General features: G+C 62.3%; 16 protein-coding genes and 1 riboswitch. Of the genes, 9 read left to right on the forward strand and 7 right to left on the reverse strand.

Annotation, left to right across the window (positions count from 1 at the left end; all coding sequences use genetic code 11):
• Positions 1 to 207: 207 nt before the first annotated feature.
• The 4 genes from OH764_RS04810 to OH764_RS04825 form a co-directional block, all read right to left on the reverse strand.
• Positions 208 to 729, reverse strand: a complete 522-nt coding sequence (locus OH764_RS04810; protein WP_498848217.1) for a hypothetical protein — start codon at positions 727 to 729, stop codon at positions 208 to 210.
• A 216-nt stretch (positions 730 to 945) separates the two neighbouring features.
• Complete coding sequence (locus OH764_RS04815; RefSeq protein ID WP_392392368.1) at positions 946 to 1158, reverse strand: YMGG-like glycine zipper-containing protein; 213 nt, start codon at positions 1156 to 1158, stop codon at positions 946 to 948.
• Between the two features lie 265 nt (positions 1159 to 1423).
• The gene (gene thiC, locus OH764_RS04820) at positions 1424 to 3355 is read right to left on the reverse strand and encodes a phosphomethylpyrimidine synthase ThiC (protein ID WP_027775490.1); all 1932 of its coding nucleotides are present in this window, start codon (positions 3353 to 3355) and stop codon (positions 1424 to 1426) included.
• 91 nt (positions 3356 to 3446) lie between these two features.
• A riboswitch (TPP riboswitch) is annotated at positions 3447 to 3565 on the reverse strand.
• Positions 3566 to 3805: 240 nt separating this feature from the next.
• On the reverse strand, positions 3806 to 4225 hold the full coding sequence (locus OH764_RS04825) for a GreA/GreB family elongation factor (protein WP_020065425.1): 420 nt from the start codon (positions 4223 to 4225) through the stop codon (positions 3806 to 3808).
• Positions 4226 to 4781: 556 nt separating this feature from the next.
• Here OH764_RS04825 and OH764_RS04830 point away from each other — a divergent pair.
• The 5 genes from OH764_RS04830 (at position 4782) to OH764_RS04850 (ending at position 8819) form a co-directional block, all read left to right on the forward strand.
• A complete protein-coding gene (locus tag OH764_RS04830; protein ID WP_498848218.1) occupies positions 4782 to 5636 on the forward strand; it encodes a DUF1223 domain-containing protein in 855 nt (284 codons plus the stop codon).
• Between the two features lie 26 nt (positions 5637 to 5662).
• Positions 5663 to 6301, forward strand: a complete 639-nt coding sequence (locus OH764_RS04835; RefSeq protein ID WP_498848219.1) for a cytochrome b/b6 domain-containing protein — start codon at positions 5663 to 5665, stop codon at positions 6299 to 6301.
• 32 nt (positions 6302 to 6333) lie between these two features.
• On the forward strand, positions 6334 to 7125 hold the full coding sequence (locus OH764_RS04840; RefSeq protein WP_498848220.1) for a molybdopterin-binding protein: 792 nt from the start codon (positions 6334 to 6336) through the stop codon (positions 7123 to 7125).
• Positions 7126 to 7238: 113 nt separating this feature from the next.
• Positions 7239 to 7466 carry a pentapeptide MXKDX repeat protein gene (locus OH764_RS04845; RefSeq protein ID WP_498848221.1) on the forward strand — a complete coding sequence of 76 codons (228 nt, stop codon included), beginning with the start codon at positions 7239 to 7241 and terminating at the stop codon, positions 7464 to 7466.
• A 423-nt stretch (positions 7467 to 7889) separates the two neighbouring features.
• Positions 7890 to 8819: a DMT family transporter gene (locus OH764_RS04850; protein ID WP_498848222.1), complete on the forward strand. Its 930-nt coding sequence runs from the start codon at positions 7890 to 7892 to the stop codon at positions 8817 to 8819.
• A 70-nt stretch (positions 8820 to 8889) separates the two neighbouring features.
• Here the strand turns inward: OH764_RS04850 and OH764_RS04855 are convergent, their stop codons facing one another.
• Positions 8890 to 10923, reverse strand: a complete 2034-nt coding sequence (locus tag OH764_RS04855) for a 2,4-dienoyl-CoA reductase FMN-binding domain-containing protein (protein ID WP_498848223.1) — start codon at positions 10921 to 10923, stop codon at positions 8890 to 8892.
• Between the two features lie 360 nt (positions 10924 to 11283).
• On the opposite strand from OH764_RS04855, the gene OH764_RS04860 reads away from it, so the two are divergent.
• On the forward strand, positions 11284 to 12078 hold the full coding sequence (locus OH764_RS04860) for a DUF4397 domain-containing protein (RefSeq protein ID WP_498848224.1): 795 nt from the start codon (positions 11284 to 11286) through the stop codon (positions 12076 to 12078).
• A gap of 249 nt (positions 12079 to 12327) precedes the next feature.
• Here OH764_RS04860 and OH764_RS04865 read toward each other — a convergent pair whose 3' ends face one another.
• Together OH764_RS04865 and OH764_RS04870 are read right to left on the reverse strand one after the other, a co-directional pair.
• Complete coding sequence (locus OH764_RS04865) at positions 12328 to 12462, reverse strand: entericidin A/B family lipoprotein (protein ID WP_020065433.1); 135 nt, start codon at positions 12460 to 12462, stop codon at positions 12328 to 12330.
• Between the two features lie 228 nt (positions 12463 to 12690).
• A complete protein-coding gene (locus OH764_RS04870) occupies positions 12691 to 14232 on the reverse strand; it encodes a sensor histidine kinase (protein WP_498848225.1) in 1542 nt (513 codons plus the stop codon).
• A gap of 239 nt (positions 14233 to 14471) precedes the next feature.
• Between OH764_RS04870 and OH764_RS04875 the strand changes: the two genes are divergently transcribed.
• The 3 genes from OH764_RS04875 to OH764_RS04885 all read left to right on the forward strand — a co-directional run bounded on the left by OH764_RS04875 (position 14472) and on the right by OH764_RS04885 (position 15574).
• Positions 14472 to 14648, forward strand: a complete 177-nt coding sequence (locus OH764_RS04875) for a DUF1328 domain-containing protein (RefSeq protein WP_020065435.1) — start codon at positions 14472 to 14474, stop codon at positions 14646 to 14648.
• Positions 14649 to 14757: 109 nt separating this feature from the next.
• Complete coding sequence (locus OH764_RS04880) at positions 14758 to 14919, forward strand: DUF1328 domain-containing protein (RefSeq protein ID WP_006052455.1); 162 nt, start codon at positions 14758 to 14760, stop codon at positions 14917 to 14919.
• Between the two features lie 82 nt (positions 14920 to 15001).
• Positions 15002 to 15574, forward strand: coding sequence for a ferritin-like domain-containing protein (locus OH764_RS04885; RefSeq protein ID WP_498848226.1), 573 nt, complete (start codon positions 15002 to 15004; stop codon positions 15572 to 15574).
• Positions 15575 to 15596: the final 22 nt, after the last annotated feature.

The following is a 15596-nucleotide window of genomic DNA, read 5'->3' on the forward strand; positions in this document are numbered from 1 at the left end:
CTCCTGCAGGACGGATGAGCGCCGCCCGCGCAGAAAAGCACCGGTCGGCTCGCTTTTAAACGGTTACTGTGTGCGGCTTAACCAAGCATAGAGCCCGGGGCTCTCACGTCAAGAAGGGAAACTACGGGAGCAATCCGACGGGGCAATCGGAAGCGCATGCCGGCGGCGCGCGCCGGCAACGGGTCACTTCGCTCAATCTGAAGTCGTTCAATGATGGTAGCCGTGCCCATGGCCATGTCCGCCCGACCACCAGCCGAAGCCGATCGACACGGACGGACCGTACCAGCCAGGATAGCCGTAGCCGTACCAGGGCGGATAAACCGGCGGCGGATAATACGCGGGATAAGGCGGCGCGACGTACACAGGCGGTTGCGCGACCACATAGGTGGCAGGTGGGTACGACGAGCCTGGCTGCTGCGCGACTTGTTGGCCCTGTTGCCCTTGCATCGCTTGCTGCCCGGTCTGCGGATCAGTGCCTACGCCGCCTGCCGTGCCCACCGGCATTTCTTGCTGTGCCGCGCCGGCTGGGACCGTCGCGTAATACGCCGGGTAGTAGCCGGGATAGTAGCCGTAAGGGTAATAGCAGCCCGACAGCACCACTGCGCCGGCGGCGCCGCAAAACGCGAGTCGGAAGCAGCTGATGAAACCGCTGGTGGGAATGCGCTGGCGCGTGCGCAACCGCGACAGCATGTGAACGGGATGAGAAGAGTCAATCAGGCGGGACTTCATGACGAGCTCCGGTGTGCAAGCAACTTGCGAGCGACGCGCCGACGCCTTCGTCGGTACGTCATTGCACGAGCTTACGCTCACGCGGCGCAAGGAGGATCGCAAAACCGTAACGGCTTATTTCACCTCGCCTTAAAGCTTTTCCGGCGCACGTCTGGTCAGCGGAAAGCGAGCGGGCATTGCGCCCAGGCTCGCATTCACGCCGAGCAGTAGTGAAGCTTACTTGCCGACCTGGTTACCGATCACGCCGCCCACGGCCGCGCCGCCGAGCGTGGATAGCGCACTGCCTCCAATGACAGCACCCGCGGCACCGCCGACGCCCGCGCCGATTGCCGTATCCCGTTGCCGCGTAGTCATCCCCTCGCAGGCCGAAAGACTCGCGACAACCGCGACGATCATCGCAAGCGAACCCAATTTGCGAATTGATTTCATGATGCTCACTCCCTTTGTTGTGATTGGAAGCCGCCTGTCGTATTGCGTCCCTGAAGCTGATCTTATCGCTGTGGATGGTTTCCAGATGTATGAGGTTGTCAGCAGACTGACGGTTTCGTAATCAAATGTTTCCCAGCGCATAGCAGGAGCCGTACCTGAACGCCAGGCGAAAAAAAGCCCGCTGGCGGCGGGCTTTTTGTTGCGGGACGTTGCGCGCGCATCGAAATGCGCGCGCGGCTGTCAACGGCGCGAGATCCGCGCGGCGTTACTGCCGCTGATAGATTTCGGCGCCTTTCTTCATAAACTCGATGGACTTCACTTCCATGCCTTTTTTCAGCGCTTCGTCGTCAGTGACGCCCTGTTGCGCCGCGAACTCGCGCACGTCCTGCGTGATCTTCATCGAGCAGAAATGCGGGCCGCACATCGAGCAGAAATGCGCAACCTTTGCGGAATCCTTCGGCAGCGTTTCGTCGTGGAATTCGCGTGCCTTATCCGGATCGAGACCGAGGTTGAACTGATCTTCCCAACGGAATTCGAAGCGCGCCTTGCTCAATGCATTGTCACGCACCTGCGCGCCCGGATGGCCCTTCGCCAGATCGGCGGCGTGCGCGGCGAGCTTGTACGTGATGATGCCGGTCTTCACGTCGTCCTTGTTCGGCAAGCCCAGGTGTTCCTTCGGCGTCACGTAGCAGAGCATGGCGGTGCCGAACCAGCCGATCATGGCCGCGCCGATGCCCGACGTGATGTGATCGTAGCCGGGAGCGATGTCGGTGGTGAGCGGCCCGAGCGTGTAGAACGGCGCTTCGTCGCACCATTCCAGTTGCAGATCCATGTTCTCCTTGATCAACTGCATCGGCACGTGGCCGGGGCCTTCGATCATCGTCTGCACGTCGTGCTTCCATGCGATCTGCGTAAGCTCGCCGAGCGTCTTCAATTCGCCGAGTTGGGCTTCGTCGTTCGCGTCGTAAATCGAGCCGGGACGCAGGCCGTCGCCGAGCGAGAAGGCGACGTCATACGCCTTCATGATTTCGCAGATGTCTTCGAAATGCTCGTACAGGAAGCTTTCCTTGTGATGCGCGAGGCACCACTTCGCCATGATCGAGCCGCCGCGCGACACGATACCGGTCATGCGCTTGGCGGTGAGCGGCACATACTGCAAACGCACGCCGGCATGAATCGTGAAGTAATCGACGCCTTGTTCGGCCTGTTCGATCAGCGTATCGCGGAAGATCTCCCACGTCAGGTCTTCAGCCTTGCCGTTGACCTTTTCGAGCGCCTGATAGATCGGCACCGTGCCGATCGGCACCGGGGAATTGCGGATGATCCACTCGCGCGTTTCGTGAATGTGTTTGCCGGTCGACAGATCCATCACCGTGTCGCCGCCCCAGCGGATCGCCCACGTCATCTTGTCGACTTCCTCGCCGATCGAAGATGTCACCGCCGAGTTGCCGATGTTCGCATTCACCTTCACGAGGAAATTGCGGCCGATGATCATCGGTTCGCTTTCCGGGTGATTGATGTTGTTCGGGATGATCGCGCGGCCGCGCGCAACTTCGTCGCGCACGAATTCCGGCGTGATTTCGGTGAGGCCGTTCGGACCAAAAGCGCTTGCACCGAACGCCTGGCCCGGATGCTGACGGCCCATCATCGCGGCGAGCTTTTCGCCGTTCGGACCGCTCGTCTTCAGCGTCTCGAGATACTCGGCGCGGCGCTGGTTCTCGCGAATCGCGATGTACTCCATTTCCGGCGTAATGATGCCTTTGCGCGCGTAGTGCATCTGCGACACGTTCTTGCCGGGCATCGCACGGCGCGGCGTGCGATGCAGGCCTTGAAAGCGCAATTCGGCGGTCGCGGGATCGGCGGCGCGCTCGCGGCCGTAGTCGCTTGTGAGGCCGGAGAGCGGTTCCGTGTCGCCGCGTTCTTCGATCCAGCGCTGACGCAGCGCGGGCAGGCCGGCGCGGATGTCGATCTTCGCTTCGGGATCGGAGTAGGGGCCCGACGTATCGTAGACGTAGACGGGCGGATTCTTTTCGCCGCCGAAGCTGTCAGGCGTGTCGGATTGCGTGATTTCGCGCATCGGCACGCGGATGTCGGGGCGCGAGCCGGTCACGTAGACCTTGCGGGAATTCGGCAGCGGCGCGACGGCGGCTTCGTCGACGTGGGCGTCGGCGGAAAGAAACTTCGGGTTGGCGTTCATGCGTGTTCTCCGTCAAAGCAATGTGGGCCGCTAAGCAGGAGACGAGACGGAAGTAGTCGGAATTCGCGAGAGATGAGGCACAAGGGCTGGAGTGCGAAATCCGTACGCTTCCCTGCGCTGGCATTATCCAGATCAGGTTCAAAGGGTATTTCTCACCCACGTGGCACGGACCTCCAACTCCCGTGCACCGCAGGACCCCCGCGTTAGCAGCGCACACGATACACCGGGCGGGCGCCGCTTGGCAACCCGTCTGCAACGCTGTGGGCGATCGATGTGGGCGTCGTGCGTGAGGCGCAGCGCCCTTGTCGGCCGGGACTGTCTGCGAGAGCGAAAGCGCAAGACGTCGCATCGCGTTGCAGCCCGCCGGTCCGCTATTTGCGCACTATGCTTGTATTGACGGGCGCGCCGCCTATGACGCGCTGCAGCACTTATGCCGCGCGGCCTGTTTGCTTACAGCGTGAAATCGTCCGAGGCTTCGGGCTGGTACAGGATCTTTTCGAGCTTCAGCACCTTCTCGGCGCCGCTTGGCGGCACGAAGCGAATCTGCTCGCCGCGTTTCGCGCCGAGAAGCGCCAGGCCGACTGGCGAGAACACATTCAGGCGGCCATGCGCGAAGTCGGCGTCGGGCGGATAGACGACGGTCCAGGTCATGTGCTCACCGCTGCTTTCGTCGACGAGCGTCGCCTGCGAGTTCATCGTGACCACGTTGGCCGGAATCTCGCGCGAATCGACGATAACCGCGCGCTCCAGTACGTCGTCGAGCATGTCGTGCAAACGTGCGTCCGCGCCGGGTGCGGCGGCGTGCTTCTCAAGACGGGCGACGTCGAGTTCGGTGAGGTAACACTGCTTGGTCCTTCTGGTCGTTTTCACGGCGGCTACTCCAATTCGATCTGCAATATGGCTGCAATCTGTGTGAGGAAACATCATGCGGATGTGATCGGCCCGGCGCCCCGAAAGTCCCCTTGGGGACGACGCGGCTTCAGGCAAGGAAGCGAGCTGCGTCAGGTGGGGCGCCGGGCGGCGAGAAGCGGAAGCGTTTCTGGCGGAAGCGTTCGCGACGGCTCGTCGGCGGAATGCGGCGCGACCTGCACGCGCGCGCATCCACTTGCGCGGCGAGGGCGCAAGCGGGTGTGGGCGCGTGAAGTCGGAGAACGCATTGAAGGGCCGGCAGTTGTCGAGTGGAGATGAGCGACGCGCCGCGAGTAGCTGACGATGACTGTGATGACGGCGAGCGGCGCAGTGATTAAGGGCATGTTAGCACGGCGTCTTTCAATGACCTTCGCGAACATTTCGCTGCTGTAAGTCGGGCCGCGCCAAACAGTGATGCGATAAATGCGCGTGCAAACGTCAGGCAAAAAAATTTGCGGGGGTCTGTCATAACCTGCTGCGCGCATCGACAAACGTGCAGATCCCGATAGGGCAGGTCATGCAATCAATCGTCATGCACCGTGCACGCCGACCGTTCGTTCGAGTCGTCGCAGTTTTCAGTGCAATAGCGATGTTGTCCGCGAGCGGTCTGGCAAATGCAGCCGGCGCGATGTGCAGCGCGCGCAGTCCAGCGCATCGCGTTGCACTCGTCGAGTTGTACAGCAGCGAAGGGTGCAATAGCTGTCCGCCCGCCGACCAGTGGCTCAGCCAATGGAAGCACGGCGGTGCGACGCAAAGCATCGTGCCTCTGGCGCTGCACGTCGACTACTGGAACAGCCTCGGTTGGACGGATCGCTTCTCGCAGCACCGCTTCACCGAACGTCAGCAGGCGCTCACCGATCTTGCGGGCGGTCACACCATCTACACGCCTGAAGTTTTCGTGGCGGGGCGGGAGTTGCGAAGCTGGTCGCAACGCGACAGTTTCGAAGGTCGCGTCGGCAAGCTCGTGGCTGAGCCGGCACGGGCGAACGTCGCCCTCGAACTGAAGCCGCAGACGGGCGGCGCGTTCAACGTCGCAGCGCGCTTTGACAGCAAGGTTGCCGATACCGCCGGGCCGCTCGATGCCTACGTCGCGGTATACGAAAACTCGCTGAGTTCGCAGGTCGGTGCCGGCGAGAATCGTGGCGCGACATTGCATCACGAACGAGTGGTGCGGCAATGGATCGGGCCGGTGCCGCTCGTCGGCGGCAATGCGCAGATTACCCGCGACATTCGTTTCGACGATGCCGATACCAATGCCGATCCCAACAAGAACGCGAACGCATCGGCCGACAGATTCGGTGTAGTTGCTTTTGTCCAGAACGCAGCAACCGGCGACGTGCTGCAGGTGGCCGAACTGGCCGCCTGCCATTGAGCGCGCGTCAATCAACGGAGATTCTCATGGCAACGCCTCATGTTGTTCGCGACAGCGCACCGCCTGCCGCGCCCTCCAGCGGCGTGATACATCCGGTATGGGTGCGCATCACGCATTGGCTCAACGCACTCGCGGCGATCGTCATGATGCTGTCGGGCTGGCGCATTTACGACGCGTCGCCGGTCTTTCCCGCGTTCCGTTTTCCGACGGAGATCGCGCTCGGCGGTTGGCTTGGCGGCGCATTGCAATGGCATTTCGCAGCGATGTGGCTGCTGGTTTTCAACGGCCTCGCCTATCTCGCGTTGAATCTTGCGACGGGACGTTTCTTCCGCAAGTTTTTGCCGGTCTCGCCGCGCGCGGTGTTGCACGATTTCATCGCCGCGTTGACCGGCAAGCTGTCGCACGCGGACTTGCGGGTCTACAACGCGGTCCAGAAGTTCGCCTACCTGTTCGTCATTCTCGATCTGCTCGTGCTGGTGCTGTCGGGGCTCGCAATCTGGAAGTCGGTGCAGTTCCCGCTGCTGCGCGAGTTGATGGGCGGCTACGACAACGCCCGCATCGTCCACTTCTGCGCGATGGCGCTGATGGCTGCGTTCATCGTCGTTCATCTGGCGATGGTCGCGCTCGTGCCTCGCTCGCTGCTTGCCATGTTGCGCGGTCGATAAATGCTCCGCGCGAATGTTACGGATACCGAATCATGAACAAGCTCATTAAAGACTCTGCGACGAATGTCGCTGGCAAACTGGACCGTGAGTCGATTCTCATCGACGTCAGGCGCGAACTTTCAATGCCGTCGCGGCGTCTCTTCGGCAAGCAGCTACTGTCGCTTGGCGGCTTGTCGATGCTGACCGGCTGCTCGCTGACCGACGACGAATCGGTCAACAAGTTTCTCACCGCCGTTTCGCGCCTGAACGATCGCGCCCAGGCCGCGCTGTTCGATCCGAGGCAACTGGCGCCGACCTACACCGAAGCGCAGATCACGCGGCCGTTTCCGTTCAATGCCTACTACGGTATCGACGAGGTGCCGCAGGTCGACGCTTCGGGCTACAAGCTGAAAATCAGCGGCCTCGTGACCGGCCAGCGCGTCTGGAGCTTGCCGGAGTTGTACGCGCTGCCGCAGGCGGAGCAGATCACACGGCATATCTGCGTGGAAGGGTGGAGCGCGATAGGCCGTTGGGGCGGCACGCCGTTCGGCGATTTTCTGCGCCGCATCGGCGCGGACACGAGCGCGAAGTACGTCGGCTTCAAATGCGCGGACGACTACTACGAAAGCATCGACATGCCCACCGCGCTGCATCCGCAGACGCTGCTCACGTTCTCGTATGACGGCGAGCGCCTGCCCGCGAAATACGGCTTCCCGATGAAACTGCGCATGCCGACCAAGCTCGGCTACAAGAACCCGAAGCACATCGTCGAGATGTTCGTCACCAACACGTATCCTGGCGGCTATTGGGTCGACCAGGGTTACAACTGGTTCGGAGGCTCCTGACGCGCGCAGGTCGCCGCATGCGCCAAGTGCATGCGCGACCCCGGGCGGCAGAAGCTTCGGAAACACGCCGGCAACGGCCGGTTCGATTGATCCACAACAAACGGAGTTGTCCCATGAAGAAATTTGCAATCGCAGCAGTGGCCGTCACCTTTCTGATGAGCGGCGGCGCATTCGCGCAGGCAAGCGGCGCGATGTCCAACGATTCGATGTCGAAAGACTCCATGTCGAAGGACGGCATGTCGAAGGACCACATGAAGAAGGACACAATGAAGCACGACAAAACGAAAAAAGGCGACGCAATGGGCATGAAACACGAGGCGTCGGGCGCGATGAGCAACTAGGCGGGCCACCGCAGCCGCTTATCGGCGTGCCCGGTGCGGCTTGCGCCGCCCGGCTGATTCCGATGCACGCTGCATGAAGCGGCGCTTTGGCGCTCAAATCCAGACAGAAAGCCGGGGTGCGGTTACGCCCCGGCTTTTTGTTGCATGCGCACCAAAAGTTACGATTCTTTCACATGGCACGGTGGGCGCTTACTGCATAATGCGATGCGCGCCATGAATTCGGCGCGTGTCAGCCGCGAATCCACCCGAGCCACCGCTCGACCGGCGCGGCGTTGCATTCCCCGTCTGGCTTTCTCTGTTAGCCAACCATCGTACTTCGCTCCACCACCATGTCTGCCAGCCTCGCCCGCCTGACCGCATCGCCGATGCGGTGTCCGCCGTCCCCCCAGCGGGCGCCTCGAACGGCATGGGCGGGTTGAAACGATGTCGCTGGAACTCCCAAGCCGGTTTTCTCGTGGTTTCCCGATCCGTCTGCCGCAGTCGCGTAACGGTCAGGTCGCACTCGCGCTCGGCGTCGTCTATCTGGTGTGGGGCTCGACCTATCTTGCGGTTCACGTTGCGCTCGGCTCATTTCCGCCGCTGCTGATGTCCGGCCTGCGCAATCTTTTCGCGGGCGTCGGCCTGTTCGTTTTCGCGGCGCGCCGCAATCCAGTTTGGCCGAGCGCGGCGGAGATCCGCAACGCCGGGCTCGTCGGCACGATGCTGGTGGGGCTGTCGAGCGGCATGTTGGCGTACGGCATGCGCACGGTCGGCACGGGCACAGCCGCGGTAATGGTCGCGACCGTACCGCTCTTCGCGACGGTGATCGCGGCCGTGGCGGGACGCAAGATCGGCAAAGGCGAGTGGTTCGCGGTCGGGCTCGGGCTCGTCGGTATCGCGATCTTGAGCCATGGCGACAGTGCGCCCGGCTCGGCGGGCGGCAGCCTCGCGATTCTATGCGGCGCGCTCTTCTGGGCGGGCGGCGCGCATCTCGCGGGGCGTCTTAAGCTGCCGTCGGATCTGTTTTTGTCCACGTCGCTGCAGATCGGCCTTGGCGGCGCGATGTCGACCATGGTCGCCTGGGTTTCGGGCGAGCGCATGCTCGAAGTGCATTTTCTGCCGGTGCTCGCGTTCGTCTATCTGATGTTGATCGGCACCATGGCCGCCTACGTCGCCTACGGTTTTCTGATACGTCACACAAGCCCGATCATTGCGAGCAGTTGCATGTACGTGAATCCGGTGGTTGCGGTGGCGCTCGGCGCGTTGCTGCTCGGCGAGCCCGTTACGCACTCGACGGTGATCGCGACCGTCGTGATCCTGGTCAGCGTGGGCTTGTCTTTCTGGCTCGATTATCGGAAGAAAGGGCTCGCCTGAAAGGCAACGAGTGCGACCGGTATGGGTAGGGCGCGCACGCGACTCCGCCCACTCCCGCCCATGTCCTGCGTCAAAGGCGTGCGGCCAGTTCAGCGCCTTCGCGGATTGCGCGCTTGGCATCAAGTTCGGTGGCGAGCGCCGCGCCGCCAATCACGTGATAGCGAGGGCCGGCTGCATCCGCCGGTTCCTGCGGATGCAGATCGCGCAGCGATTCCTGCCCTGCACAAACGACGATGTTGTCGACATCCAGCCATTCTTCGACGCCGCCATGCGCGATCTTCAAACCGCGCTCGCTGATTTCCAGGTACGACACCCCGGCCAGCATCTTCACGCCGTTTCGCGCGAGCGTCGCTCGATGCACCCAGCCCGAGGTCTTGCCGAGCCCCGTGCCGAACTTGCCCGGTTTGCGCTGCAACAGCCAGATTTGCCGAAACGGCCGGGCCGCAGCGGGCGGCTTCAAGCCGCCGCGTCCGCTCACGGAAAGATCGACACCCCATTCGTCTAGCCACACATCACGCGGCATGGGCAAAGGCTCGCCAGTGGGATGCAGCAGGAACTCGCTGACGTCGAAGCCGATGCCTCCCGCGCCGATGACGGCGACGCGGCGTCCCACAGGCGCGCCGCGGAGCACATCCACATACGACAGAACATTGGGCAGATCGATGCCCGCAATTGCGGGCCGGCGCGGCACGATGCCGGTCGCGATCACGATGTCGTCGTAAGCGCCGGCGGCGAGGAGCGCCGGATCGACGCGAGTGCCGAGCCGCACGTCGACGTAATGCCGCTCCAGCTGGCTTTGGAAATAGCGGATCGTCTCGCTGAATTCTTCTTTGCCCGGCACGCGCATGGCCAGATTGAACTGGCCGCCGATGGTTGCGCCAGCATCGAACAAGGTCACGCGATGTCCGCGCGACGCCGCCACTGTCGCCGCCGACAGCCCCGCCGGCCCCGCACCGACCACCGCGACGGCGCGCACGAGTTGAGGACCCGCGAGCGGTCGATACACCAGCTCGGTTTCGCGCCCCGCGCGCGGATTGACGAGGCAGGTTGCGCGCTGATTCCTGAACGTATGATCAAGACACGCTTGATTGCACGCGATACAAGTATTGATTTCGTGCGTGCGTCCTTCGGCGGTTTTCAGGACGAACTCCGGATCAGCGAGCAGCGGTCTTGCCATTGAGACCAGATCGCCGGCACCGTCGGCGATCAATGCCTCCGCAACCTCCGGCGTGTTGATGCGGTTCGAGACGATCACCGGCACCTTCACCGCGGCCTTCAGTCGCGCGCTCAGCGCGGCGAACGCGGCGCGCGGCACCGACGTGACGATGGTCGGCACGCGCGCCTCGTGCCAGCCGATGCCGGTGTTGAACATCGTCACGCCCGCTGCTTCGAGCGCCTGCGCGACCTGCACGGTTTCATCCCACGTGTTGCCGCCTTCGACCAGATCGATCAGCGAGAGCCGGTACACGACGATAAAGCGCTTCCCACAAACCTCGCGAACCTGCTCGACGATCTCGCGCGCGATCCGCATGCGGTTCTCGATACCGCCGCCGTAGCGGTCCGTGCGCCGGTTGGTGCGCGGGCAAAGGAACTGGTTGAGCAGGTAGCCCTCGCTGCCCATGATCTCTATGCCGTCATAGCCCGCGCGTTGAGCGAGCTTCGCGCAGCGCGCGTAGTCGCGCACCGTCTTCGCAATGCCGGCAATGCTGAGCGCGCGCGGCTTGAACTTCGAGATCGGCGACTTCAAAGCGGATGCCGACACAACCAGCGGCTGATACCCGTATCGCCCCGCATGCAGAATCTGCAGCGCGATCTTGGCGCCTTCTTCGTGAACCGCTTGCGTGAGCAGCCGATGATTGTGCAGATCGAATACCGAGTTGAGCGTGCCGCCGAATGGCAGCAGCCATCCTTCGCGATTCGGCGAGATGCCGCCAGTGACGATCAGACCAACGCCGCCCCTCGCTCGCTCACGAAAGTACGCGGCCAGCTTTGGATAATTCCAGAAGCGGTCTTCCATGCCCGTATGCATGGAGCCCATCACAACGCGATTGCGCAGGCGGGTGAAACCGAGATCGAGCTCCGCGAGTAAGTGTTGGTAAGACATACAGGCTGCCGTTGTAAGTATGGGGTGCGCACGAACAATACACGGCGCGCTCGTGACCACCATCTGAGGAAAGCTTCTAATGCTCGCAAGATGTTGCCGGGTAAGACATCGTCACGCGTCGATAAGCCAAATCGATGGTTGCGGCACAGCCATTGCTCATTGCGTGCGTCCATCGAATGGACCGCGCGGCGCCCTGAAAAGGCGTAATGCGCGCAGGGATAGGAGGGAGTGCTTCGCTAAGGGCAGCCGGACTGGAACCGTTCGAACAACGCATCGAACAGGGTTTCAGATGGCATTGTCTTTAAGCGTGCGCCCGCATATGAATGGGCGGAGAGCCCGACATCGATATAGGTGAACACAATGAAACTGATCCGAACCATGGCGGCCGTGATCGCCGTTGCTTCTGTCCTGAGCGCGTGCGGCGGGGGCTCCGACGACGTAGGCAAGGAGCTTGGCCTGACGAACCCGGAAATCCATTTCGTGCATGCGATCCCGAGCGGACCTGCCGTGGATTTTCTCGTGAACGGTACCGCACCGTCGGGACAGACGAATGTCTCGTATAAGGGTGTGACGAACTTCACGAACATCAACACGGGCTCGACGAACGTGGGTTATGCGGCAACCGGCTCGACGACCGCGCTCGCAAGCGGCAACTTCCCGAACGTTGCAAAGGGCCACGAATATACGGTGCTCGCGTTGCCGGGCGCGGCGGCACCGGACATCGGTCTGATCGACGATCCGTTCGACAAGGGTCTGCTTTCGAACAGCGCACGCGTGCGGGGCTTCAACGCATCGGGCAACGCACCGAACCTCGACCTCTATCTGGTCCAGTCCACCAACACGAACATCAGCAACGTAGCCCCGACGATGGCCGGCTTGTCGTTCAAGAACGCGGTGCCGGCAAGCGGCCAGGATTCTATCTACGTGTCTGGCGGCCAGTATGTGCTGATCGCGACGGCGGCCGGCAGCAAGACGCCGATCTATCAGTCGCAGTCGTTCACGTTGTCGAACAACGCTGACTGGCTGATCACGTCGGTGCCCATTGGCGGCGCGCTGAGCCAGCTGGCGGTGGGGCAGATCCATCTGCTCGTCGTGCAGAACGGCAACACGAACACGCCGAGCGTCGAATTGTCGAACACGCTGACGGGCGCATAAGTTCGCTAGAGAGCGTGCGCGCATTGCAGCGCACGCGATAGCGGCAAGTCCTGGGGAGGACGGGGCGGCGATCCACGCATGTGGGTCGCCGCTTTGTTTTGTGCGCAAGCATTCGATACACGCATTCGATACCTGCACCAGAGCATGACCGCGTTCAACAAAAAACCCGCTGCGGTTTCCCGCAGCGGGTTTCATTTAAACGCAGCGGCTTGCGCCGCGACGGCGCCTGGCCGCTCGACGAAGAACGACTTACTTCGCCTTTTCAGCCGAATTGGTGAGTGCGTCGCCGCCCTTGGAGATGTCCTGGCCGGCGCCTGCCATAGTGTTGCAGCCGGCGAGCGCGGCCGTGCCTGCGATGAGAAGCAAAGCGATCAGTCGATTCATGAGAGTTCTCCTTGTCGAGAAGGTATCGGTAGACGTGTCCCGCTAGCGCCTGTGCTAGCTGCCGACCGTGGCTTGCGCCAGTCGATCCGGTCTGATTGCATGGTAAAAAAAGGGTGCGTGCCGCGCTGTCGGCTCCGCTGCGATTTTGTTGTAGGTGTGCTCTGGTGTTGACGTCGGCGCACTCCTACAACGACGAGCAACAGAGTTTTCAATCGCGGCGCAACGCGGCTAGACCGAAGGTCGTGCGGTGAACGGCAACGGGTCGTTGCCGGGCTGCGCCGACGTGCTGACGCTCGGCATCACGACATGAATGTCGGTGCCTCTCGGCACGCCGCGTCTGATGTCGAACTGCCCGCCATGCGCGGCGACCCGCTGACGCATGCCGAGCAGTCCGTGTGTGTGCGTGCGCGTCAGATCGGCTGGCATGATGCCGACGCCGTTGTCGGCGATATCGAGCGTGACCCGACCTTCGCCGACCTGCAAGCCGATCGATACCTGCGACGCTCGCGCGTACTTCGCCGCGTTGGTCAACGATTCCTGCGCGACGCGAAAGAGCGCGATTTCCGTTTGCTCGTCGAGCTGGATATCGTCGGCCGGAAGCTGCAGGTTCAGCGTCCAGTTATTGCGTTGCGCGGCTTCGTCGGCCAGTGTGCGCAGTGCGGTCACCAGGCCGAAATTCGCCAGCACGGTAGGCCGCATGTCTTCGATGATGCGGCGCTTGAGCGCAATGCCCTGGTCCAGATTGGCGAGCGCGCGCTTCAACTTCTCGGAGATGTCGGGGTCGCTCTCTTTGAGTTTGCGGTTTGCCCACGCCACGTCCATTTTGCTCGCGGTGAGAATCGCGCCGAGCTCGTCGTGCAGCTCGCGCGCGAGTTGCGTCTTCTCGTTTTCGCTGACGGCCTGCAAATGCCAGCCGAGTGCCTCGAGTTGACGCGTGCGTTCGTTCACGAGTTGATCGAGCTCGCCTTGTTGTGTGATCAATTGACGCTGCACGCGCGCCTGCCGGTCGATCTGTATGCCCAGGTTGCGGAAGAGCAGAATGAACAACACGATATTGAGCGCCGACAGGCCAGCCGCGCATAACGTCGAAATGCGCTGATCGGCACGGCTCGCGGCGAGCGCGTGCTGCGCCCGCCGTTCTTCGTTGTCGCGCAGCAGGCTCAGTGTGCTGTCGACGAGCGCCGCATCTACCGCGTTGGCGTGGCTCGCGTTGCCGCATGCGCTGAGATCGAGCGGATGAGGCGCCGCGCGCTGCAAGGCGGCGGCGCCGGCGCCGATTCGCGCGTCGATCAGCGCGCGGATTTGCGTGAAACTTGCGAGCTCCGCGCTATCGGCTTTGGGACTGCGGTAAAAACGCTCGAGCAGTTGCTCGCCCTCGCGGATGCTGACGGCGGTCGCGCAAAAATCGTGCGCTGCGGCGTCACGCTTCGTCAGAAGAAAATCGCTTTCCTGTGCGCTCAGACGCGATAGCTGACTCGCGAGCATGCTGAGGTGCACCGTGACGTCGCGGGCTTCGAGCGCTGTTTCGTACTCGGCGGCGATGCGCTCGCGCGCGGTTTCGAGAATTACCAGCCCGCCGACGGTGATCACAATCGCCACGGTCATCGCGATCGCCCAGCTGCGGTTGCGCATCCAGTTGCTCAGGCGGGCCGCGGCTCTGGCTTGCGGGGCCTGGGTTTGCGATCCGGTTCGCGCTTCCTGTTGCGCTTCGTCCTGCACTTTATTGTGCACTTCATTATGTACATCAGCCGCGTTCTGCACGTTTGACACGTTCTACTCCTTGGACACGCATCAGTGTAGCGTCCGCTGCGGTCGCCGCGGGTGCGCGCCCGCGCGCTGGCGCGCACATCGTGCGTGGCGAATCTGCGTTCCGGCCGCTTCGCGTAAAGCGGCCGTAATCCAATGTAAGCGGATTCTCACACGAAAACCGGAGTGCGTCGGAATGCGCCCGACGATACGGCTGGATACGATGGACTCTGATCCCATTCACTGTTCTGGAGGAAGCCATCATGCTGAAATGGGCGTTGTTCTTCGCCGTCATCGCCGTGATCGCCGGCCTTCTTGGATTCACCGGCGTGGCTGCGGGTGCGGCGGCAATTGCGAAGTTCCTGTTTGTCGTGTTCCTGATTCTGTGCGTGGTGTTCCTCGTGCTCGGTTTCGTGGTGACGAAAAAAATCGTCGATTAGCGCCGCTTTGCCTCGTCGAGGCGCCTGAAACAGGGCGCTTGAGCAAAGCGGCACGCGCAACCTGAGCGCACGGAAATCCCCGCGGATACTAACAAGAAGGAGAGTCGCCATGCTTCACTATGCCATCGTGTTCTTCGTCATCGCCATCATTGCTGCGGTGTTCGGTTTCACCGGAATCGCGGCGGGCGCGGCAGAGATCGCGAAGATACTGTTCTATATTTTCCTCGTCGTGTTCGTGGTCACGCTGCTGCTCGGTGTATTCCGAACATAGACCCGAACATGATTCTATCGGCGCATCGCGCGGGCACCTTGCGTGATGCAGCCACCCCCAATACGGATAAAGGAGAGATTCAATGGCGAACACACCTGGCGCCCAAGGCGCGGCATCGCAGTCGAGTGATCCGTTCGTGATGGACGTTCAGAAGATCCGCGACGACGCCCGCAAGCACATGTCGGACGGTCCGGTCACGCAAACTTACGGCGCGAATCGCGACGCGGTGCTCAAGCTCCTCAACGACGCGCTGGCTACCGAAATCGTCTGCACGTTGCGCTATAAGCGCCATCATTTCATGGCGAAGGGTATCAACTCGGAAGCGGTGGCCGCCGAATTCGCGGAGCACGCGGCCGAAGAGCAGGAACACGCCGATCGTATCGCCGAGCGCATCGTGCAGCTTGGCGGCGAGCCGGACTTCGCGCCGGACGGGCTGAAGACGCGCGCGCATTCCGAGTACAAGGAAGGCGAGAACCTGACGGACATGATTCGCGAGAACCTGGTTGCCGAGCGCATCGCAATCGACACCTATCGTGAGATCATCCGCTATCTCGGCGAGAAGGATGTGACGACGAGGCGTCTGTTCGAAGAGATTCTCGCAGTCGAGGAAGAGCATGCGGACGATATGGCCGACCTGCTCGAAGGGCGCGAGTGATTGCGCCTGGCATGGCGAGCTT

Source organism: Burkholderia sp. M6-3, assembly GCF_050858985.1.
Taxonomy (GTDB): Bacteria; Pseudomonadota; Gammaproteobacteria; order Burkholderiales; family Burkholderiaceae; genus Paraburkholderia; species Paraburkholderia caledonica.